Here is a 23,989-nt window from a genome sequence, read left to right on the forward strand (position 1 = left end):
TGTTCCTCCTCACAGTGTCTGGTTTCTAGTTATTGATTCGATTCAAAAATACGAACGGTCCCGTTATAGAAGTCGGAGACAGCTTGCTCCACACTTTTTCGTCCAAATCCGATCTCCTGATTCGTTGTCTGAGCTAACTTGGAGAACTCTGCAAACCCAGGTGGGTTGTAACTCACGTCAAAAGGTTCAGTCTTCGTAGCTTCAGAGACAAGGTTTGTATAGTTATAGACAATCTCCTCCACAGGGCCTGCACCCTCCTGAAGAAGATTTCGATTGGCTTCTGTAACGGGCACGCCACGGTCATTACCAAGGATTTTGGCTGCTTCAGGATCATGAATCCAGAAATCCATTAACGTTGCCACTTCCTTCGGATGTTTGGTATTGGCATAACCTGATAATCCCTGACTGGATTCAAATACAACACCCGTTCCCTTAGGGCCTCGTGGTACAGGGAGTAACACCAGAGGATCTTCCGTCAAACTCTGGAATGCAGCAAGTTGGTTGGATGGTAGTAGAGTCATGGCTGCTTTGCCTGTGATTAACAGGGACTTACTGGTGTCATCATGCGGGTTGGATACCTGCAATTCCGGTGTAACTACACCGCCGGATGCCGAAGTCTTTTCCCAATACTGGAACCATTCCAGAATATCTTCTTTGGCGAATCCGAGTGTGCCGTTTTTCATGTCATATAGTTGTTTACCCCGTTGTTTTAGAAAAATATCCATTCCGTCGACGGTAAAATTGTACGTTCCATAGAAGCCGTCTCCGAGCTTGTCGGACAACTCCTTGCTAATGGCGGCATAGTCCGCCCAGTCCCAATCTGAAGCTGGCAAAGGCACGCCGGCTTTCTCAAAGAGTGCCTTGTTAACAACAATTCCTCGTGCGTTCGCACCGGCAGAAATATGTTGCAGCTTCCCGTCGAGACGTCCGTATTCGATCATGGTTTCATCCATACCATCCAGATTCAGTTCGTTGCCTACATACGGGTCCAGATTAAGCAGGACATCTTTTTTGGCATAGTCTACGACATTTCCACCGAGAAAAAAGATATCTGGTGCTGTGCCTGATGCCAATTGGGTATTCAGCTTGTCGAAATATCCGGAGGAAGGTGCAAATTCTCCTACAATTTTAATATCCGGATGTTTCGCCTGAAAGATCTTCAGGGCTTCATTCGTAATATCTGCCCGTTTCTGGTCACCCCACCACATGATGCGAAGTTCGACCTGTCCGCCCTCGGTAGTTCCATTATCATTACCATTGCCTGCATTATCATAAGCCCCTGTATGGTCTGTTCCAGAGCAAGCTGTTACGAATAACAAAAGTGAATTGATCATACCGATCATGAAACGTTTGAACATGGTAAATCCCCCTGTCTATGGATAATGAGAAACGTATTGTTACTTCAGACCTGTCGTTGCAATGCCCTCAAGGAAATATCGTTGAAACAATAAAAAGATGATGGTCACGGGAAGCAGTGACAGGGTGGACATGGCGAGTAATGCGCCCCAATCGGATTGTCCTGATGGATCAAAGAGAGATCGAATGCCCAACTGCACGGTGAACAGATCAATTTTGCTCAGATAGATCATCTGGCTGAAAAAGTCATCCCAGCTCCACAGGAAGGTGAAGATCGCGGTTGTAATCAGTGCTGGAACGAGCAGAGGCACTACGATTCGGAAAAAGATCTGTGATTGCCCGCAGCCGTCAATGGTTGCACTCTCGTCCAGCTCTCGCGGTATACCGCGTATGAATTGAACCATAAGCAAGATGAAGAAGGAATCCTGCGCAAGCCACTTGGGCAGAATCAGCGGGAAATACGTATTAATCCATTGAAGCTCATTATAGAGAATGTACTGGGGCACCAGAGTAACATGGTAAGGCAACATAATTGTGACCAACATCATGCTGAACCACAGGCCTTTGAATCTAAACTTCAATCTGGAGAAGGCGAAGGCTGCAAGGGAACAGGAGATCACATTGCCCAGCACACTCATGACCGAGATCAGCACGGAGTTGCTGAAGAAACGGCCGAAGGAGATGCCCTGCAGACCTTTCCAGCCATTAATATAGTGCTCCAGCGTGAAGCTGGTTGGGAAAAGACTGCCACTGGTGAAGATGAGATGATTCGGTTTAAACGAACTGAGAATCAACCATAGTACTGGATATAACATCAGTAGACCGAGGAGTATAATGGCGGCATGCCTCCCGGCCTGAACCAGTTGTCGTTTGATTGGCATATGCATTACCTCCCCTCCTGATTATCCCCGTAGAACACCCAAAATCGGGATGTGACAAAGACGATTGCGGTAAATACTCCGATAATGACCAACATGATCCAAGCCAAAGCCGAAGCATAACCCATATCAAAGAACGAGAAACCTTTCAGATACAGATACAAGGTATAGAACATCGTTGCGTCGAGTGGACCCCCGCGGCCATCCCCGATCACATAAGCTGGTGTAAACGCCTGGAAGGAATTGATCATGCTCATGATCAGGTTAAAAAAGATAACGGGGGAGAGCATGGGCAGGGTAATTCCGAAAAATTGACGTATCTTTCCCGCCCCATCGACATCGGAAGCTTCATATAAGTCTGTCGGGATCTGTTTCAAACCAGCAAGAAAGATGACCATGGCAGACCCGAATTGCCACACGGATAGTGTGATGATGGTATAGACCACATAATCCGGATGCGCAATCCAGGATGGACCTGAGATACCAAACCAGCTTAAAAACTGGTTAACCAGTCCGTTCCCCTCAAAAAGTTGCCGCCAGACGATTGCAATCGCGACGCTGCCGCCCAAGAGGGAAGGGATGTAATATACAGTCCGGTAGATGCCAAGGGCTCGAATACCTTTGTTCAGCGCCATCGCCACCAGTAAAGCAAAGGCGAGCCTTAGTGGAACGGATAGAAAGACATAATAAAACGTCAGCCCGAGGGACCTGCGAAAGGTATCGTCCTCGGTAAAGATGTGAACATAGTTGCTAAGTCCGGTCCAAGTCGGTGATGACAGCAGGTTGAATTTGGTCATGGATAAGTATAGGGACGCAACCATTGGTCCTAGTGTCAGACAGAAGAGTCCGATCAGCCAGGGTAGAAGAAACAAGTAGGCTGTGGTATTGTGCTGACCGTATAAGGGCTTGGTCTGTTTTCTCATCATGTGCCTCCCTTCTGAATGGGTAAGAATAATGGTTACCAATTATGAATCCGCTTACAACATACGGCTTTCTCTTGGTAACCACATCATACCGGGGAAGGGGAGCAGCTTGAATCTCATTTCTTCGGATCATGGCTATCGATTTTTTCGGAATGCTGCAAGCGATAGTCTGAAGGACTCATGTTGAACATTCTTTTGAATTTCGAGCTGAAATAACTTGGCGAACTGAAACCGGTCAGTTCTGTAATATCCCACACGGTTAATTGGGTTTCCTTCAGCAGTTGCAAGGCGTGTTTCATCCGAACGCCCGTCACATACTGAATAAAAGAGGTACCTGCACCTTCCTTAAACAATTCGGAGAAATAGGTAGGATAATAGTTAAATCGTTCAGCGAGTAACGTTAACGTTAGCTCCTGCATGTAGTTCTCCTCGATATATCGCTTGGCTAAATCTATAACCGTCCCATCCCCATCTTCTGAAGGAAGTTGTCGACTCAGGAAGTCTTGAGCCCATTGCATTAATAAGCGTTCTGCTTGATCTGGCGTCTTAAGCCACAGTATCCATTCCGGGGCCATAGGAAAATTCATCAACAGTGACATTTGAAAAATGCTTCGTGTCATTCGGGAGGGAGAAAGCTGGAATGCCTCGTGAAGTTCCTTGCGGATGATGCTGCGGAAGGAGTCCAGTTCCCCTCGAATGAGGCAACGATGCAGCAGGCGTGTCGTTTCTTCAGGAAGTAATGGACTATAATCTGTTCCTGCCTGAGGGTTTGGCCCGCTGCCAGCCCGTTCAGCTGAATTCCATGCCAGAAGGGAATGTATATAACCTTCTTTCCAGTGCTCAAGTCCAGAACCAGAAAGCCCCACCCCAATCTTGAGTTCCATGGAAAAAACAGATGCCGTATGTCCCGTGAGCTGTTGGATGAATTCATGCTGCATACCGTCTTGTACCATGAAATGCATGATCCCTGCGTGTGCCGAATCATGAAAAACCTGGACATTGTCTGAATCAGACTGGGCGATTTCATAACATACCATCTCGAAAGGAAGATGCATCTGCTCGTGTAAGCGATCTTTTCGAATATCCTGCTTGTCCGATTGACTTATACTCGCGGTGATGAAACAGATCTTCTGATCCTGCCATGATTCGAGATGAAATAATCTGAGCCGTTCTGGCATGGAGGAAGGCGGTAGGCGATTGCCTTTGACGAGATCAAGAAGGAAACGTTCCTTCATTTCCCTGTAATACTGAGAGAGTCGCCATTGCATCAATTCGGAATCGCCTCGTATTTTACGTTGTACATCCAGATTTTCTTTGATTTTGCCTAATGTCGCTTTCAGTTCATCACGAGTTACAGGCTTCAGTAAATAATCCATCACCTGGCTGCGGACCCCCGCTCTGGCATATTGAAAATCTTCATAACCCGTGATAATGACAATCTGGATAGAAGGATTATAACTGCGGCAGACATCCAGTAATCGGACACCGTCCATGACAGGCATGTTCATATCGGTAATCAGCAGGTCAAAATGTTCAGATTTCAAAAGTTCATCCGCTTCGATCCCGTTAGAGGCTTCTCCTGTTATGACAAAACCCATGCCATGCCAATCGACTTTCAATTTCAAGCCTTCGCGAACTTCGATCTCGTCATCTGCGATTAATACGTTGTACATCATATTCCTCCTGTACGGGTAGAGTCAGTTCAATACATGCGCCTCCGTTTTCATCGTTTTCCATGTGGACCGTGAACAAGCCACCATAATGCAGACGGCAACGAGCAATGACATTGCCCAGTCCAATATGCCAGCCTTCATTATGCAATATGGATTCCAATGAGGAGGGAGCAACCGGATGTTGCAACTTATTGATTATTTCTGCTGGAATACCTGGTCCGTTGTCTGAAACGCTAATGTGCAGACGATCATACATCCGGTTGATCCGTATCTGTACCTGAGCTGTTGTCTGATGCTGGAAGCTGTATTTCACTGCATTTTCAATAAGTGGTTGAAGAATAAACTTGATGATGACCACGGAGTTCAGTGTGCCTTCTAACATTACCGAAATGTCGAGCTTATGACCGAAACGAGTCTGCAAAATGGAGATATAACGCTGCACATAATCCAGCTCTTCGGTTAGGGGAACACGGTCGTCAGTGGTATTGATAGAAAAGCGCATCATTTTACCCAAATCCTCAATGACCTGAACCGTATCATCCGTTCTACGCTGAATGGCAAGACTGCTCACCAGCTCCAGAGTATTAAACATAAAATGTGGATTAATCTGTATGAGAAGTGCTTTGTACTCTGCTTGCTGGCGAAGAAGTTTCAGTTCAAATTCATTCTGGATATGCTGCCGCAGCTGACTGATCATATAACGGAAGGTGAAGATTACATAACTGATTTCGCTCTTTACATTTTTATCCGGAGGAAGAAGTGAATCCGCTTGGTCAAAAGCACCTCGTTGAACCTGTCTCATCGCCAGTACCAGTCTGGTCAAAGGTTTGGTTACGCCATGAGATAACCATGCAGCAGCCAAGAGGGAGATCAGAATCAGGGCAATCGTCACCACCACAATCGTGCTTTGGAGCTTATGGAGAGAGAGGTACATTTCCTTTTCCGGTGCCAGCCCCGCCAACATCCAGCCCGTACGTCCCAGTTTCTTGAATACAAGAATGTCTCGCTGTCCTTCCTGGTTTGTGAGATATGTGACGCCGGATTTGAGCGGGCTGTTTCGAATACGATCGATCTCTGCGGTAGCTACAGCACCCAACGTGTCTACCTGCTGTGAGAGAATAGGATTTCCTTGCTCGCCCAGCAGAAAAATAGTGCTACTCTCCGCAAGATGTATGCGACGGAGCGGCTCCAGAAAATAGGATTCACTGACATTTACCTTCATGACACTCTGCGCTGTAGCATGATGAAAGGTGCCTATGGGCATCAGCAGACTGACCACCGGATTGCCATGATCTCTCACACGTTCATGTTGGTCGGTGTGTGCAGGTAACCAGCGTTCCCCCAACGTGTAGAAATTCGTATACCATGATTCTTGTTGAAAGGCAGGATCATACGCTACCTGATTCTCACTGCCAATTCGCAGTCCATTCCGTCGATAGATGGATACATCCGAGATACTGGTGTAACTGTTAGTTGCCTGAGTGAGAAAACGGCTCATCGCGAGGTTGGCCAGCATCTTTTCTCCTTCCGAAAGATTCGGATCTCCGATCGCATTATCCCAGTTTTTGCCCATATCACTATTGAAAACAAGAGAGGCGACATCATAGATCTGCATCTGTACCATGTCTACATATGAACCGTACTCCTCCATTTTCTCAAGAGCAGAGGATTCGATGTAAGAGCGAATGACCGTGCGTGATTCCTTGAAGAGTAGGTAGGAGAGTGTGCCAAAAGCGAGGACAAACAGGACAACGATAAAGGCAATCAGGCGGTTTTTTAAAGAGAAGAACATGGATTTCCTCCTTCTACCGAGTCGACGTGCAGATTAATTATAAAAATATAAAAAAAGACTGCGTGATATGCGCAGCCTTTAAATGAAATTAATAATGTAGTGCAGACCTGGGAGACTTAGAAACGAACCAGATTATTGACATTGACAGGCAAACCCGTGGCGATGGCGCGATTGGCAGCAATCCCAGTCAGAATGGATCTGGCACCGTCCACGTGGTTAGCAGCGCGATGGAACGGATCTTCTATAGGCTCTCCAAACAGATCATTCAGCAGAACCGGGTCACCTCCGCCATGTCCACCTGCTTTCTCTTCCACTTCAACCTCATATGGCGCATCAAACATTGGAAGAACGCGCAACGTTTTACCGATTAATGCACCTTCTTTACTTTTGTCACCCAATGAATTGACATAGGATTGCTCCACAATGTTCATCTCAATCCGGCCTTTGGTGCCATTAATGGCAATGCGGTAACCTTCCCATGGCTGGTAGGCAACGAGGGAGTAGGTCAGAATGGCTTTGTTCCGATACTTCACAAGAACACCCATCGTATCCTCAATGTTGATGCCATCCCCAAATACACTCTGATCGCGCTGGTAACCATCTTCTGATTCGGCATCCAGATACATGGACTTCATATGTGCGTCTGAATCCAAATGCAGTGCAAAAGGATCATCCTTTGCGATCGGGTTGCCGGTTGCCCGGTTGTAGAACTGCGTTACACCGCGTTCTTCTGCGTTTTCTCTGCCGTAATACATCAGATCACCAAATGCAAACACGGTATCTGGTTGCGAGCCGATCCAGAAATTCACCAAGTCGAAGTGATGGGTGGATTTGTGAACGAGCAGTCCGCCGCTATTACGCTTGTCCCGATGCCAACGGCGGAAATAATCTGCCCCGTGGCGGGTATTCAGCAGCCATTCGAAGTGAACGGAAGTGACTTTCCCGATGGTATCATTCAGAATAAGTTCCCGAATCTTAGTATGGTGCGGTGCATAACGGTAGTTAAAGGTGACTCTTACGTTCTGGCCAGTCCGCTTGACAGCATCCAGAATCTCCTGACATTTCTCCTCATCAATGGTCATCGGTTTTTCGGTGACAACGTCACAACCCAGTTCCATCGCGCGAATGATGTACTTGTGATGAGTACGGTCAACGCTCGTTACGATGACATAGTCAGGTTTCTCGTTCTCAATCATCTGATCAAACTGATCTGCAGGATAAGTGGGTACCTCAGGATACTCGTACTTTTCCTTTAATAGTTGATTCGCGTAGTTCATGCGGACTTGATTTATATCACAAAAGCCGACAAGCTCGGATGTATCCCTGTAATCCCGGGTCAAAGCACCATAAAAAAATTCGGCGCGGCCGCCAGTTCCGACTAATACATAACGTTTCTTGTTACTCATGTCTATCGCCTCCTTGAATATAGCTCTAGACTATAACAAGGGAGTACTTCTTTCGCCGCATTTTATGCGTAATCGCTTTCAAATGCCGCATATTTTGCTATAATTTATGAAAAGGAGAGAGGGCGATATGACAGAACCTTTCAGTGCAGATTTTCATGATCCCACGGATTTGCTGCACATCGAATATGATCGTCGCATTGGATATTTCTCGATGACGGATGACCATCTGCATGATCATTATGAGTTATATTATCTTTTGTCTGGTGAGCGTATCTATTTCATTAAGGACCGGACCTACCGGGTAAAGGCCGGTGATCTGGTGTTTGTTGACCGTAATACGGTTCATAAAACATTGGAGAGTGGCATGCCTGACCATGAACGGATGGTGCTGTATTTGAAGCCTGAGCTTTTTGCAGCCATAGCTATTTCCGCAGAGTTAGTTGAAGGCTTGAAGGAACCCTTCTGTTGGGAGATTCCTATTGTAAGGTTTCCATCTCAAGTCACTGAGGTTCTAGAACGGATGGTTAGCGAAATGGTGGATGAAATGCTTTGTCCTCAACCTGGAAGCAACCTGTTGCTCCGTCACCGGGCTGTTGAATTGTTGCTCCATGCCTATCGGAATCAGCATCTGGGCAGATTATGCTCCGATGATCGTGAGCCTGTTCTTCATCCCAAGACACAGGCCGTCGTGCGTTACCTGAATGAAAATTATCAGAAACCACTGACATTACCGGAGGTGGCGGGTATGTTTCGCATTAGTCCGCATTATCTGAGTCGATTGTTCAAACAAACGACGGGGTTTACCTTCAGTGATTATCTGAATCTGTTACGGGTGAAGGAAGCACAGCGTTTGCTGCGGGAAAGTGAGGAATCCGTTACGGATATCGCCTGGCTTGCGGGATTCAGTAACTTCTCTCATTTTGGCAAGATGTTCAAACGTACCGTTCAGGTATCACCAAGAGTCTACCGACAGGAATACAAGGAATCGGGTTCCCTGAGGACCGTAAAAGAGGGAGAGAATATACGATGATTGAAGCAAGATTAAATGAACTGGGGATCATTTTGCCACAGGCGAGTGCCCCCGCAGCGAAATACGCCAATGCCGTTATTGTGAATGGAATCATGTATGTATCCGGAAAAGGACCTGATACCTCCGAACGCGGCAAACTGGGATCAGACTTCACAACAGAACAGGGATATGAATTTGCCCGGAATGCTGGACTGGAGGTGCTTGCTGTTGTTCGAGATGTGCTGGGTTCATTGGATCGGGTGAAGAGAGTGGTTAAAGTGCAGGGCTTTATCAATGCGTCCGCTTCATATCAGGAGCATCATAAGGTGCTGAATGGTTTCTCGGATCTGATGATGGAGGTGTTCGGGGAACAGGGGGTACACGCTCGTTCAGTATTCGGTGCAGTGTCCGTGAGAGATAATTTGCCGCTGATCATTGATTCTATTTTTCAGGTGGAGGAGTAGGTATAACGTTGACAGAATCGTCTTCATTTAATCCGATTATGCTAACGATACCCGAGAGCTTCCATACGGAACGCCTCACAATTCGAGCATCTTATATAAAATGGATTCTCCACTCAATGTAGTCCAGAATGAAGACAACATTGCCTGATTAACAGCAGATCTGTCATGGCGATTTTCACCCTGATAATGTTATGCTCAGTAAGGCTATGATCCATACTGGGGGTCAACGATTGGATGACTGGTATGTCGGGGTGATCCTGCGGGTGATGTGGCTCGAAGCTGGGTAATATTAATGAGCGGCACATTGCCGGAAGATACAGAGCCAGTTATACAATAGTTTAACTTCAATAAATGAATCTAATCATTTTATATAAGGGTAGAGAAAGAGGGGACTTATTCATGCTGCATTCATTAAAGGCCATACAATCATACAAGTCAGGAAACACGCCGGAAGTCCAGCAGCTATGGTTGCAACTGCTGGCAGCTGCAGAGAAGCCCCATATTAACCTCGAACGTATTCATTCCATTGCCGAACTTGAGGGAACAAATCCGGTGCTGGATTACACAGAGCGTACACTTCACGTGCTGGAGGAGCTTCAGGTTTCTTTTTGGGTGCGAGAAATTCTGGAGGAAGTATTAATCTGGTCAGAGACAGCGAAGGCCGGATCACGGGAGCAACGGCGGGTATGGCAAAAGCAGGGCGTTAACTTGTTTGTACACAATGTGGGGTCCGCTCAGTTATATGACTTATACGCAGTGGCAGAGCACCTGGATAATGACATCGGTAAGACCAAGGAGACGAGTATATATCAACTTGGTTCTCCGGGCGATGCCTTAAGTAAGAATGCGGATATAAGCGAGCATGATGCGCTGAATACACACACTCCAAGGCATGAGATTATACGTACTCTAATTGCTACGCATGGACTTATTGGTCAATACATACGTGGAGAGATTCCATTTGCTGAGAATGCTTCGCTCCACGCCTTGATCGTCAAAGGATGGCTTACTACAGATGAATTGCACACTATACTGATGGCATTAAATGAATGCATTATTGCAGGCGTTGATCCAGCGTTATGGAATCAGGTTCAGGTTGAGGTACAGCGCATTGTAGGCTGGATTATCGCTGGACCAGATCATGAGGACTGGAGCGTGAAGGAACGGTTATCCCGCTTAAGAAGTTTATCCATTCGGCAGGGAGAAGCTATGGATAAGGCTTACGCCAAGCTCCAAACGGAACTGGATGTAGAACAGGCGCTGGCTCCGCTGGCTCATCGTACGCTGTGGTATGTGGAGTCTGCCCTGCAGGATTTTTCGTTGCAGGAGATGGTAAAAGTGTTCCTGTTGACGCTTCGCAGCGAGAGCATGCATCCAACATCCATGGAGAGTCGATCTGAAATCGTTCGCCATATCAGCTTCGAACCATTGATGAATACGATGTATTACGACTACAAAGGCGTCAAGAAGCTCAATATTTACAAGAAACGAATGATTGAAAAATATTTGGAACAGTATACATGGGAACAGATTACGGCAGGGGAGCAGATCGTCTATCCCCATCTAACCCATCGCATTGAACGTCATACGGATCTGCCCGATACACTGTTTGTGACCTTTGAATTTTCCCCAGCGGCTGAGAAGCTGATTGCATTCTGTATTGAAGCGGAAAAGTCACCATTATACGAGAAGGCTGTACTGCTGTTATTTGACCTGTTCGGATTGCGCCGGGATGCCTATGACCGTTTCCACAACGAAGAGACGTATTTGTCCGATATGAACAGCTCCGGTGATTATAAAAAAGTACTGCTTGACTATATCGTTGGTAAACGGGTACTGGATATTGGTCCAGGTGGAGGAATTCTGCTGGATCTGATTGAGCAGGAAAAACCGGAAGTGGAGCCTATTGGTATCGATATCTCAGCCAATGTCATTGAAGCGTTGGAACGCAAAAAACAACGTGAGGGACATCGCTGGCAAGTGTTGAAGGGCGATGCCCTGCAACTGGAGCAATATGTGCAGCCGGGCACCGTGGATACGGTTATTTTTTCATCCATTCTGCATGAACTATATTCCTATATTGAACTGGACGGTCGAAGATTTAATTCCGATACGGTTGTGGCCGCGCTGAGAAGTTCATTCCGTGTGCTGTCACCTGGAGGAAGAATTCTGATTCGGGATGGCATCATGAGTGAACCGGAGGCACAGAAGCGCCGGATTCGTTTTCTGGAACCGGATGGAATGCGCTGGCTGGAGCGGTATGCAGAGGATTTTCAAGGACGTGCAATTCAATATGAGCGGGTCTCAGACAATGAGGTTGTATTGCCGATCAACGATGCGATGGAATTTCTCTATACCTATACGTGGGGGGAAGAGGCATACGTGCATGAAATTCAGGAGCAGTTCGGTATATTCACGCCGACAGCCTATGAGAACTGTATTCGAGCAGCGCTGGGTGAACAAGCCGAGATTATTACGCTCCGACATTTCCTTCAGGAGGGGTACACGGAGGCACTTGGTGAACGAATGATCTTCATGGAGGAAAATGGTGAGCCTGCGCCTTTGCCAGACAGTACCTGCCTGATTGTCATTGAGAAGAAAAAAGGGTTGGCGGATGGATGATGAGCGAAGCCAGTACGTTTTTGTATTTTGTCAGACATGCGGAGTCTCGATATGATGAAGGACAGGAACGCGAGCGTGGACTGACAGAGCAAGGTCATCAAGATGCGGGAACGGTTGCCAATCTGCTCCATGGGGAGCGGATTCAACTGTTCTATTCTAGCCCTTACAGGCGAGCGGTAGATACGATTCAAATACTGGCAGATCGGTCAGGTGGAATTGTGGTGACAGAGGAAGATTTGCGGGAACGCCAGTTGTCGAGTTCAGATGTGAAGCATGATAATTTTCGTGAAGCCAAACAGCGGTTGTACCGTGATCTTACGTATGCGTATCCAGGTGGGGAGTCTGATGAACAGGCTCACTCAAGGGCAGTAGCGGTGATTGAGAAAATTTTGGATAAACATGTGGGTCACAAGGTAGTCATCGGAACCCATGGAGATGTCATGACACTTATTTTACAACATTATGATTCTTCCTACGGTTACGATTTCTGGGAGAAGACTACGATGCCGGATATTTATAAGTTGCAGTTTGATGGAACGCGCAAGTTGGTCCAGGTCACCCGATTGTGGGAGTAACAGAGTTCTATATAAGAAATGCATCAGCCAGAATGATAGTGGAGAGGAGTGAGTTGGACGGATGAAAATTACGCTGTTGCCTGATACATACTTTATTGAAAATCTAAGCGTATCTTCATTACAGGATAGAATGTACTGCATATTTGATCTCGAAGGTACGGGCATTAACCCTGTGGTGGAGAGTGTGACTCAATTTGGTGCGATGCATTACCAAAGAGGTCAACAATGCAATACAACATTTTCTTCACTTACACGTGCGAACAAACCTATACCGGAACCTGTGGCCAAGTTAACAGGCATTTCGAATGAGGATATGTTGGAAGCTCCTTCGTTTGTAGAAGCATTTCAGACCTTTCAGGAATTCATTGGGGATAACGTTCTGGTGACACAAGCCGGATATGAGTATGACCTGCCCATCTTGAAGCGGCATTGTGATGAGTATGGTCTCCCGATGTTGACTAACCCGGTGCTGGATACAAAAGCGATGTTCACCTACATTCATCCTGAGATTACCGAGGTCGTCTCTACGGATTTTCTGATTCGGTATTACGATCTGAATACAGATGGAATTCACAGGCACAATGCTTTGGCAGATTGTGGTGTGATTGCTCGTATCTTTGAAAGTATCCTTAGCGAATATGAGGAACTTCAATTGGATCATTTTACAGCCGATTCTAATCGAATGATGAAGCGTTTTGTTATACCTGAGATGTATCTGACATGATGATGAACTGGAGGGGAGATCAATGAGCAAAACGGATGTGGAGAAGCTACTGTTTGATCTTAACAAGGGACGGATTCTGACCCAGCAGACATTCGAAGGATTGGATGTGGAAATTTACTTGGATGAAAGGGATGCTTCTGCATTTGCTGACGAGTGGATGCAAGCTTTTGAACGATGGGCTCAAGATACCGCGGTAGCTGAAGAAGAGGTGCTGCGCGCATGCAGGGAACAGGCGTTTAAACAGACCTTGGCTCTCACCGGCGAACCTGAGTTAGCGGGATATGTGAGTGATGATATAGGTTTAATTGGCGCTGCACTGTTACAGGATGTGATGCAAGATTCCTTTGTGAATCAGCTATTGGAGAGTTATCGTCAAGGTCGGTTGCCCCTGCGATAAGCGGGGAGCGATCAATATGGTTGTTTTCGTTTGTATAAAAAAATAGCATCAAATGTACATTGTGAGTCGGCTGAAGCATGAGTTACAATTCACCTAGGCAATAGATGAGAATGATAATCATTATATGTATAACATTCTCACGGTTACATCAACAGATCACATAGGGGTGAAGGGTAACATGGTAGGTTTTATTAAAGGTTTCAAAGGGTGGGCGATCACATTATTGCTCATGGGTCTAGTTATTTCAGGATGTAGTACAAATACCGCTACGAATGCGGAACAGACTCCTGCAACTGAAAGTGCAGCTTCTGGAGAAAATACTACTGAAACCGAGACAGAGCCTGCTACACGGGTTGTACAGGATGAATTTGGAGATGTGACGATTCCGGTTCAACCAGAGCGGATTGCTGGAATATATGTGGAGGATTATCTGAAGGCGCTAGATATTACACCTGTAGTGCAGTGGTATCATCCGTTGTGGGGTGTACAGGATTATTTAGGACTGGATGTTCCGCAATTTGACACCACAGGGAGCATTGAAGCTTTGTTGGCATATGATCCGGATCTCATCATTGTAGATGGTGGAGTGGATATGGAGAAATATGAGATGTATTCCAAGGTGGCACCAACCTATCGCTTGCCTGAGAGCGTATTGCAGGATTCGAATCAAATTTTGAAAACCATTGCCGATGTTGTGGGTAAACCGGAAAAGGGTGAAGAAGTTGCTACGGCATTCGGAGCTAAGGTTGCAGATGCTAAGGCGAAGTTGCAGGAAGCGGTTGGAGACGAGACCGTCGCAGTTGTCCGGCTGAATGTTAACGATGATACACTGGCGTTATTCGGTGTGAAGAATCGATTTACCGGATTTATTTATTCTGAGCTTGGTCTAACACCTCATCCTCTGGTTAGCAAGATGGAAGAATATCAGGAAATCTTGTCTGAGGAGGCCATCCCGCAACTTGATGCGGATCATCTTATTATTTTCCCTTCCAATGGTGAATGGTCTTCCCCCGAGAACAAGGAAGCTTTGAAGGTACTTGACAGCAAGTTGTGGCAGTCTCTTCCGGCGGTTAAGAACAATCAGGTGTATATCATGGAAAGAGCACATTGGCAATCAGGTGCGATTACAGCGAATTCCATGAAAATTGATGATCTGTTGGAAAAAATGACTCCATAAGTGAATCAATTTCATAAGACCTTAATCCATTTTTAGTGAGTCATGAAATTGATTCGAGCATGATCCCATAAGAAAGTTCTTCAGCCAGGGTTGAAGAGCTTTCTTTTTTCGTATACACTATTTTAAATGATAACAATTCTCAGTTAAGGAAGATGAACATGTGCCCCACGATAATACAATGGGTTCCCAAGCCCTGGCTATGCACGCTTCAACATATGGAATACGTAGATCACAACACATCACATATTAATAAACGTTTGCTATACAGAATATCGTCTTCCCACTCTCTATTCGTTGTAACGTCTGGGAAGGGTTCGATGCTTTGCTCAGATCGGGAAGTTCATTTGGAAAAAGGAATGATTATGTTTGTTCCCGCTGAAACATCCATTAAAATAGAAGGTTCTACTTCGATAGAAAGTGATTTGCAATACTATAAGCTTGATCTGATGGTGGCTGAGTTAAGCGAAGAGACTTCGAACGCTTTGTCTATAAGAAACACGGAGGAGCAGCAGGAACTTTCCCAAAGTCCAGATTCTCCGACATTATTACCTCTTATGCAACTCAGTTACAGTCCGTGGAGTTCCTGTCTGGAAGCCTTGGAACAAATACTGCGTCAACATGTCACTGATGATTGGCTGGAGCAATGGGAGGTACAGCTTCGTTTTCAGGAGTGGTTCCGTGCCTTGCTTCGCCAGAGTGCCCCCGAAACAGAAGTACCTGATGATCGTGCCCGTCTTCAAAGTTCAATTCGTTATATTGGCGACCATTATGATCAGAGCATAACCGTGGATGAGCTCGCAGCAGATATTGGTCTAACAAGAGCCAGCTACACTCGGCAATTTAAAAGGATTACAGGCAAGCTTCCGCTTGATTATGTAAATGCGGTTCGTCTGGAGCGCTCGAAACAACTATTGCAGCTGACGGATGATCGCATCCATGAAATTGCACAGAATGTGGGCTTTAGCAGCGAGTATTATTTTGGCCGCCGATTTAAGCAATACGCTGGTATTTCACCTGGGTTATATCGCCGTCATTACCGTCAAGAGGTTCGTGTCTTTGCTCCGTATCTGGAGGACTTTGTGTTGGCTCTTGGCGTAAAACCCGTATTGCAATGTTCGCATCATTCCTGGGGCAGACAGCATTATTTGGGATTGGATGATGTACCCGAATTCGATGTGAGCCAGCAGGATGCGCGGTTTAATCTGGGCAATGTACCTGACTTTATTATGCTGGACAAGGGATATGATCGATGGAATCTGGACCGGTTCGAACAGGTAGCACCTACGTTTTACGTAGAACATCTGGGAGAGGATTGGCGCTCCATTTTGAGATCGACAGCCGATGTGTTAGGGAAGGTGAATCGGGTTCAAGATGTAATTGGTGCGTATGAGGATAAGGCATTGGAAGCTAAGAGTCGGTTAGCACGTTATATGCGTGGTCAGACGGTAGCTTTTTTACGCATATCTGCTTCGGATATTACTCTCTATGGGGATCAGCAGGGTTACGTTGGCCCTGTAATTTATCAGGATCTTGGACTGACTCCGCACTCCCGTGTGCAGCAATGGACAAGACACGAGCGGAGGATTTTCATTGGATTGGACCAGTTAAGTCAGCTTAATGCGGATCATTTGTTAATTACATTTGACACTGGAAATTCTGCTAAACCAGGAGATGAGCGCGAACTGCTCGACAGGGACGAATGGAGGCGCCTGCCTGCGGTGAAGAGTGGCAATGTGTACGAAGTGGATTTCATGAGTTGGATGAACTACGGTGTGATCTCTCATGGGAAGAAGATTGAGGATGTACTGAGGTTTATGGCTTGATAATGAATGGTCTGTGAGATGTTTTTCGAAAAAATCAAGAAAACCATATAACTTTCAAAGCTATCAAAATTTTGTGATGTAATTCACAGGCACTCTATGAATCTGTTTAATAGACTAAATAAAGGAATTTCAATTAGATTGAGGAATATCTTATAACAGATAGGATATAACCTAAAGGAGCAGATTAATGATCAAGGATAAAATTCCAATTTGGTTCTGGTGTACCTCGGTAGTATTTGTCATTATGCTAGTATATAACTTGTTTCAAGTAGATTCTCGTATTAACATGCTTGCACTAGGCATTCTAAATATTGCTAATGCCATTCGGATGTGGAAGAAATATCGAGGCTCAGCAATTATATTTTTGATAATAGGTGTTCTTTGTGCAGTTTTATTTTTCAAGTATCTATTTCAATAATCAGAAGCCTGGCCGTCATATATCTGGCGGTCTTTTTCGTTTTTAAAAATTAAAACAGTGGAGGAATTACAATGAGCGACAAACTACAAAATAACAAACACGCTGGATTCAACATCAGAGAAAATATTATAACATTCCATTTTAATGTATAATATAGGAAAAATAGAATTGGAGAAAGGAACTTCCTATGCGGAAAAAAATCTTGGCCGTACTTTTAGTAGTAGCTGTTATTGGGATGATTCCTGTTACAGTAATATCGTCGACTACGGTTGCCGAATCGCATGAAATTTCGGGTGAAGATCTTCCTGAAAGCTTACGATATGATTCTAACCATCCAGATATAATTTATGTGAAGGATTGTGGGGTCTTCGAGAAAGTGGATTCGAGTTTAGTAGATTACGGCGAAGAAGAAGTTGTGTTCGATGATATACAAAAGGTAACAGATAAAACGAATGTAATTGTTGCTTATGATGCAACTTACATCAAAAAAGGTGAATGGGAATAGCTAATTCATTAGATTTACAATCTGGAAGCGCAAGGAGAGATTTATTCTTCTTGCGCTTTTTTATATCCAATAAAAAAATAAAATTTCAAGAATTCGACCTAAGCATGAAAGAAGTAAATGATTTCATCGGTTGGTATGAAGCCAAGCAAGCTGGAAGCGGAAAAGCATCGTATGCGATCGATAAACACGACAACAACAAAGGACCTTTTAAGAGTCGGAAGGATTATATCCTGTTTGATCGGGTGCTGACGTTTGAGGTAAGTGAATACTAAAAAATGTGAAGTTCCTTCAGCTTAGGCTAAAGGGGCTTCTTTTTGCTTCACAGTGATGAATGAGCCAATGCAACTGCTCGAAAGGCTGGTTTCATCTTATTTTAGTGTAGCGTTTACAAAAAAACAGGATAACGAGCACAAAATGCAAAAGCGGATGTCCTTGACTGAACGATTGTGACATACCATTAGAGTGAAGGCTGATCTGTAACGCAGGGATTGAAGTCTTCAAGCATAGCCATGAATGGCGGATGGGAGAGCTGTAATGACAAAACGGGTAATTCTGTTGGAAGAAGGTACGGCAGAGATGAAAGGGCTAATGGGCAGTAAAGGGGCTGATCTTGCAGAACTTATCCATGCAGGGTGGTCTGTCCCAGCCGGATTTGTGGTCACAACGGAATGCTGTCGCGAGTTCTGTACCCGTCTTGGACATCTTTCCGGTGAAGGAGAGGAAGAGATTATTAACGCGATCCGGCATCTGGAACAGCAAACCGGGAAGTTCTTCGGACATTCGGAGAATCCGCTACTACTCGCGGTACGTACGGACCAGGATCGAGCCTCAGCAACTGCGACACGATCACTGCTCAATGTTGGTCTGAATGATATTACTGTGGAAGGACTCGCACGTCAAACCGGTGATCGGTTGTATGCACTCCAATGTTATCTAGATTACTTAAAGGAATATGGACAGCTGGTATATGCAATTCCGTCTGAATTTTTCACAGAAATATCGAGTCACGTCAAGGGTCGGGATGAAACGGAACTTGAATTAACCATTACCGAATTTAAATATTTAATTGAAGGGGAGGGGCGTAACCCTTTTCCTCAAGATGTTCAAATTCAATTCAAAGAAGCAGTACGTACGGTATATCATTCACAGTGTGTTAAAGCATCCAGATCTCAGAACGAGATCATGCGTAAATCATATTACATCTCTTCGGAGCAAAGTGCTCCTGTTCTTATACAGACGATGATGCATGGAAAATGTGGAGAATCAAGCGGGACCGGAACAATATATACGTGTAACCCACTTACAGGAGAAAAGGGAATTACAGGACAATACGTCCCAACCGGGAACGCGAGCCAAACAGATCACAGCCTGGAGCGTTTACGGAATGACGAACCTGAGCTGTACACAAGTTTGCTGGAGATAGGTAGCCAGCTGGAGACGCATAAAGGAGAAGTGCAGGAAATCACCTTTGTGATTGAATCCGGCGCGTTGTATGTTGTGCAGACCCAGCCCGCACGATTATCCTCCACAGCCACACTGAGGAGTACTGTGGATTTTGTCCGTGAAGAACTCATCACCAAGGAGGATGCACTTCTTCGCATCCAACCTGCGCATATCACGGAAGTACAGAAGCTTTACACAAATCCTAGTTCTAACAGCGAAGCGAGCAATGGACATCTGCCCAGACAGATCCAGCCAGTAACTATTGATGAATGTCCAACTTATAACAACTCAGATTCACCTTATTCATCAGATCTGCAACTACTGCTCAATTGGGCTGATGAAGTGAGAGAGCTGAAGGTACTGGCCAATGCTGATCGACCACAGGATGCCATGACATCACGGCTACTAGGGGCTGAGGGAATAGGTCTGTGCAGGACGGAGAACATGCTGTTATCACCTGCGCGGTTACCTTTTGTACAAAAAATGATCTTGGCAGACAGCGAATCCGAACGCAGGCGTGGTTTGGAGCGTCTGTTACCGATGCAACAGTCTGATTTTGAACAGATATTTGAAGCGATGGATGGATACCCGGTAACGATACGTTTGCTCGATTCGCCGTTGCATGAACTGCTACCGGATCTGGGAATGTTGGAAAAACGACGTGAGTGGTTACAAGCAGAGGAGTGGCAGGAGCAAAAAGACCATCAGATTGAACTGGAGGAGCTGGAGCGTGTCATTCGCAGAGTCAGTGAATTGCATGAACATAATCCGACATTGGGGCAACAGGCTTGTCGGCTGAGTACGGTGTTCCCGGAGATCGTTGATATGCAGCTTGAAGCGATATTCCGCGCAGCGGTGAAAGGTATCCGGCAAGGCTGGTGGGTACGTCCCGAGATTATGATCCCGCAGATCGGTCATGTGCATGAACTTCAGGTGATAAGAGATCTGGTGGATCATGTGGCTGACCAGGTGCTGGGTGAGGAGAAGCGGCATTGTCTCTATAGAGTGGGGGCGATGATCGAAGCTCCGAGAGCGGCGCTGACGGCGACTCACATTGCTCGCCAGGCTGACTTTTTCTCGTTTGGCACGGATGAGCTGACAGAGATGACGTTTGGATATAGTCGTCATGAAGCTGAGAAGCGGCTCCTTCTCCTTCAACGTGATACGGACTCTCGTACGGTAACGAATAATCCATTTCATGTGCTGGACATTGAGGGAGTTGGACAACTGATTGAGATGGCGGTAGTCCAAGGTCGAATTCGAAAACCTCATCTGAAGACAGGGATCTGTGGAGAAAATGTGGTGGATCTGGAATCGATTTCGTTCTGCCACCGTATTGGTCTGGATTACGTAAGCTGTTTGCCTGAACAGATCCCTTATGCACGAATTGCTGCTGCACAAGCAGCCATTAAGGCACAGAGAGAGGGAGCGGACACGCAGAACACGGATATCTCTACAATTGCGTAAAGCTCACCCTGCCCTACACGGAACTTCCATGGAATAGCAACCAGAAAACTGTTATACTGAAATATGCGTTTTGTAAAATGAACGTAAAATTTCAGGGTAAGGGTTGAAAGCGACCATGTATAATTCCAAAAATGAACGAACTTCATCACGGACCTTATTTGCCGTGTTATTCATTCTTATGCTGCTGAAGTTATCACTGCTGCGGTATTTCTTTTTCCAGGGTCTGTCCGGCATCGGTCTGTTAACTGACGCATTAGGCGCACTAACTGTGGTATGCCTGCTGGATCTGATCGTGCCCAAAGGCTGGAAGCGAGCAGTATACGGAGGATTCAATATTCTGTTTTCTCTGGTGCTGTTCGCGGCTACGCTGTATAACGTTCATTTCAGTTCGGTACCCACCTATACCGCGCTTAGTGAACTAGGGCAAGTTGCCCAAGTACGGGGAAGTATCGGACCACTGGTACGACCGGAGCACTTTCTGTTTTTTGCAGACATCGTACTGACATTGCCAATATGGTTGATTATGCGCAGACGTGCTGGAGGGCGTAACCACACCAGTTACCGCGATAGCGGTTTGACGTTTGGCAGAATTCGCAGACGTTACTGGGGCAAGCTCGGCGTTGCGCTTACCGCTGCATTCTGCATCGTGCTGTCTGGCAGTTTTATTGTCAAAGGTGAAACGATTGATAACGAGTTGGTGCGAGCCGAGAATCTCGGTTTCCTGAACTATCAGGTATCGTCCGCCATTCTGACGAGCAAAGAAAATGAGGCCATTGCGAATGGCAACATTAACGAAACGATCGCCAAGATCAATGAGCTGGTTAGCAAGTACCCGTATCAGGATAAATCAAGTAACGGCTCAGCCGTGAAAGCCAAATATTTTGGTCAGGCCAAAGGTAGTAACCTGATTGTACTGCAACTGGAGTCCTTTCAGAATTTCCCGATTAATGCATCATTGGATGGTCAGGAGTTAACACCGGTACTGAATGATCTGGCCAAAGAAAGCTATTATTTCTCTCATTTTTTCCAACAGATTGGACAGGGAAACACATCAGACGCGGAGTTCATGTCGAACACGTCTATCTATCCAACCGGAGTTGTTCCCATGTCAGCAGGGTACAGTGACCGCGAACTGCCGAGTCTTCCCAAGTTATTGGGAAAAGAGGGATATGAGTCCGAGACGTACCACGTCAATGACGTCACCTTCTGGAACCGGAATAAAATGTATCCGGCACTCGGATTCACTCGTTACTTCGACAAACCCAGCTTCGAGAATGACAGATTCAATGACTTTGGACCATCGGATGAAGAGCTGTACCGTGTAGGTGTGGAAAAAATGACTGCGCATCAGGCTGCGAATCAGCCGTTCTATGCTCAGTTCATTACGGCATCGAGCCACTCGCCGTTTACGGTTCCCGCTGATCGTGCACGAATCACGATTCCTGCGACTATTACGAACAAACTGCTTTACGATTATCTGCAAGCGATCAATTATACGGACTATGCCATCGGTCAACTCATTAATGAGTTGAAGGCAAACGGATTATGGGATAACACAACGTTAGTGCTCTACGGAGACCACTTTGGTCTGCCTGCTGACGAAGAGATTACACAGCAGATTCAGGCCAATCTGGGCGTCCCTTATGACGGTAAAGTAAGTCGATTCAACATCCCGTTAATGATTCATACGCCGAAACAGACCAAAGGACAAGTGATTGAGCAGCCAGGCGGTCAGTTGGATATGTTGCCAACGATCATGAACCTGATGGGAGTTTCGCTCCAGGATGAGAAATTCACTGCCTTCGGACATGATCTGCTCAACATGGACCATAATGCCTTCGGTATCCGGTATTACTTGCCAACGGGTTCATTTGTCAACAATGACATCATGTTTATACCGGGTGCGGGCTTTGACGATGGAACAGCCTATTCGCTGAAGACATATGAACCGGTAACGGATTTGGAACCATATCGTGCCGACTATGAACATGTGCTCAGCCTGATGAAACTGTCTGACGAGTATGTGAAATTGTTACCGAAACGTGCGCCATAAATCAAATTTCTCTTCAATTAGGTTAGATCAGAACGTCACCAGTTCAAAAGCTGGTGGCGTTTTTTTGCATGTTTCTTGTGCAAGTGTGGTAATAAAGAGAATAACTAAAGTTTGAAACTGTAATAATTAATGTTACAATGTAATGAGCAAGAATGAAGTGAGCAAGAGCGCGTAATATTCGCAGAACTCATATTCACAGTACTTATGAATCTAACAGACGAGAGGATTGAATATATATGAAACTGAGTGTACTCGAACATGGACATATCAATGAAGGACGAAGTGTACAGGATACGTTGCAGGAAACGGTGAAACTCGCACAACATGCGGATCAATTGGGGTACTCCCGTTTCTGGATGTCGGAGCATCACGGTAGTGGTGCGCTGTCTTTCTCCAGTCCTGAAGTTATGATTGCACATGTGGCTGCACATACGGATCGGATTCGCGTAGGTTCCGGTGGCGTTATGCTGCCTCATTATAGTGCCTATAAGGTTGCAGAGAATTTCCGTCTGCTGGAAGCTTTGCATCCGGGGCGGATTGACCTGGGGATTGGCAGAGCACCAGGCGGCATGCCGATTGCCAGCAGAGCTCTGAATGAAGGGAAATCATCGAATGTACAATTCTTTCCGCAACAGATCGCGGATCTGGGCGGATATTTCCACGAGCAGTTGCCCGAGGATCATCGGTTTGCATCTCTGGTAGCCGGACCATCGGTTCCCACGGTACCCGAAGTGTGGTTGCTGGGTTCCAGCTCCGAAGGTGCGAGAATTGCTGCAGCGCAAGGGACATCGTATGCGTTTGCCCAATTCTTCGGAACACCAGGCGGCGAAGAAGCGATGAAACATTACCGCAGACATTTCAAGCCGTCCATCCTGAATGACAAACCACATTCAATGATTGCTGTCTCGGCATTCTGCGCGGAGACAGAGGAGGAAGCCACTGAACTGGCGCGCAGCAATGAACTTTTCTTCCTGCGCCTCGGACGAGGTCTTGAACAAAGTTCCTTCCCATCCCTGGAGACGGTGAACAACTATCCATTCACAGCGATGGAGATGGAACAGATCCGTCAACGTCGTTCTTACTCCATTGTGGGTACACCAGATCAGGTGAAAGATAAAATTACTGCAATGGCTGAACGCCATGAAGCAGATGAAGTCATTATCGCGTCAGCGGTCCATTCGTTTGAAGCACGTCTGCGCTCATTCGGCTTGATTGCAGAAGCCTTTGGACTCAAGCAGGACTAATGGTGAGCAAGCGGGAATAACTACTCTGAACAGACTGGAA

Annotated in this window: 18 protein-coding genes and 1 pseudogene; 13 read left to right on the forward strand and 6 right to left on the reverse strand. The window is 46.0% G+C overall.

The window, feature by feature from the left end; genetic code table 11:
* Nucleotides 1–29 precede the first annotated feature (29 nt).
* The 6 genes from MKY44_RS11075 to MKY44_RS11100 form a co-directional block, all read right to left on the reverse strand.
* Nucleotides 30–1,358, reverse strand: coding sequence for an ABC transporter substrate-binding protein (locus tag MKY44_RS11075; protein WP_341007073.1), 1,329 nt, complete (start codon nt 1,356–1,358; stop codon nt 30–32).
* A 39-nt stretch (nt 1,359–1,397) separates the two neighbouring features.
* Entirely contained in the window at nt 1,398–2,237 is an 840-nt protein-coding gene (locus tag MKY44_RS11080; protein ID WP_264929101.1) for a carbohydrate ABC transporter permease, read from the reverse strand.
* Nucleotides 2,238–2,242: 5 nt separating this feature from the next.
* On the reverse strand, nt 2,243–3,157 hold the full coding sequence (locus tag MKY44_RS11085; protein WP_341009827.1) for a carbohydrate ABC transporter permease: 915 nt from the start codon (nt 3,155–3,157) through the stop codon (nt 2,243–2,245).
* Nucleotides 3,158–3,273: 116 nt separating this feature from the next.
* Nucleotides 3,274–4,830: a response regulator gene (locus MKY44_RS11090; protein WP_341007074.1), complete on the reverse strand. Its 1,557-nt coding sequence runs from the start codon at nt 4,828–4,830 to the stop codon at nt 3,274–3,276.
* Complete coding sequence (locus MKY44_RS11095) at nt 4,805–6,622, reverse strand: sensor histidine kinase (protein ID WP_341007075.1); 1,818 nt, start codon at nt 6,620–6,622, stop codon at nt 4,805–4,807. The genes MKY44_RS11090 and MKY44_RS11095 overlap by 26 nt, the downstream gene beginning before the upstream one ends.
* Nucleotides 6,623–6,738: 116 nt before the next feature.
* Nucleotides 6,739–8,028, reverse strand: a complete 1,290-nt coding sequence (locus MKY44_RS11100; protein WP_341007076.1) for a Gfo/Idh/MocA family oxidoreductase — start codon at nt 8,026–8,028, stop codon at nt 6,739–6,741.
* 127 nt (nt 8,029–8,155) lie between these two features.
* Between MKY44_RS11100 and MKY44_RS11105 the strand changes: the two genes are divergently transcribed.
* From MKY44_RS11105 to MKY44_RS11165, 13 genes and pseudogenes are all read left to right on the forward strand, one after another.
* Nucleotides 8,156–9,058 carry an AraC family transcriptional regulator gene (locus MKY44_RS11105; protein ID WP_341007077.1) on the forward strand — a complete coding sequence of 301 codons (903 nt, stop codon included), beginning with the start codon at nt 8,156–8,158 and terminating at the stop codon, nt 9,056–9,058.
* Nucleotides 9,055–9,501 carry a RidA family protein gene (locus MKY44_RS11110; protein WP_341007078.1) on the forward strand — a complete coding sequence of 149 codons (447 nt, stop codon included), beginning with the start codon at nt 9,055–9,057 and terminating at the stop codon, nt 9,499–9,501. The genes MKY44_RS11105 and MKY44_RS11110 overlap by 4 nt, the downstream gene beginning before the upstream one ends.
* 399 nt (nt 9,502–9,900) lie before the next feature.
* Nucleotides 9,901–12,123 (forward strand): class I SAM-dependent methyltransferase, encoded by a 2,223-nt coding sequence (locus MKY44_RS11115; RefSeq protein ID WP_341007079.1) that lies wholly within the window; start codon nt 9,901–9,903, stop codon nt 12,121–12,123.
* The gene (locus tag MKY44_RS11120) at nt 12,120–12,698 is read left to right on the forward strand and encodes a histidine phosphatase family protein (RefSeq protein WP_341007080.1); all 579 of its coding nucleotides are present in this window, start codon (nt 12,120–12,122) and stop codon (nt 12,696–12,698) included. The genes MKY44_RS11115 and MKY44_RS11120 overlap by 4 nt, the downstream gene beginning before the upstream one ends.
* A 61-nt stretch (nt 12,699–12,759) precedes the next feature.
* Nucleotides 12,760–13,422, forward strand: a complete 663-nt coding sequence (locus tag MKY44_RS11125; RefSeq protein WP_341007081.1) for a 3'-5' exonuclease — start codon at nt 12,760–12,762, stop codon at nt 13,420–13,422.
* A gap of 22 nt (nt 13,423–13,444) precedes the next feature.
* Nucleotides 13,445–13,819, forward strand: coding sequence for a hypothetical protein (locus MKY44_RS11130; protein WP_341007082.1), 375 nt, complete (start codon nt 13,445–13,447; stop codon nt 13,817–13,819).
* A 178-nt stretch (nt 13,820–13,997) separates the two neighbouring features.
* Nucleotides 13,998–14,996: an ABC transporter substrate-binding protein gene (locus MKY44_RS11135; protein ID WP_341007083.1), complete on the forward strand. Its 999-nt coding sequence runs from the start codon at nt 13,998–14,000 to the stop codon at nt 14,994–14,996.
* A 344-nt stretch (nt 14,997–15,340) separates the two neighbouring features.
* Nucleotides 15,341–16,819 carry an AraC family transcriptional regulator gene (locus tag MKY44_RS11140; RefSeq protein ID WP_341007084.1) on the forward strand — a complete coding sequence of 493 codons (1,479 nt, stop codon included), beginning with the start codon at nt 15,341–15,343 and terminating at the stop codon, nt 16,817–16,819.
* 605 nt (nt 16,820–17,424) lie between these two features.
* Entirely contained in the window at nt 17,425–17,742 is a 318-nt protein-coding gene (locus MKY44_RS11145) for a hypothetical protein (RefSeq protein WP_341007085.1), read from the forward strand.
* An 86-nt stretch (nt 17,743–17,828) separates the two neighbouring features.
* Nucleotides 17,829–18,014: pseudogene (locus MKY44_RS11150) on the forward strand (fibronectin type III domain-containing protein); the annotation flags it as partial.
* 262 nt (nt 18,015–18,276) lie between these two features.
* Nucleotides 18,277–20,652, forward strand: coding sequence for a putative PEP-binding protein (locus MKY44_RS11155; RefSeq protein ID WP_341007086.1), 2,376 nt, complete (start codon nt 18,277–18,279; stop codon nt 20,650–20,652).
* A 115-nt stretch (nt 20,653–20,767) separates the two neighbouring features.
* Complete coding sequence (locus tag MKY44_RS11160; RefSeq protein ID WP_341007087.1) at nt 20,768–22,705, forward strand: LTA synthase family protein; 1,938 nt, start codon at nt 20,768–20,770, stop codon at nt 22,703–22,705.
* A gap of 236 nt (nt 22,706–22,941) precedes the next feature.
* Nucleotides 22,942–23,949, forward strand: a complete 1,008-nt coding sequence (locus MKY44_RS11165; RefSeq protein WP_341007089.1) for an LLM class flavin-dependent oxidoreductase — start codon at nt 22,942–22,944, stop codon at nt 23,947–23,949.
* The last annotated feature ends 40 nt before the right edge of the window (nt 23,950–23,989 follow it).

This window comes from Paenibacillus sp. FSL R7-0026, from assembly GCF_038004485.1.
GTDB classification, from domain to species: domain Bacteria; phylum Bacillota; class Bacilli; order Paenibacillales; family Paenibacillaceae; genus Paenibacillus; species Paenibacillus xylanexedens_A.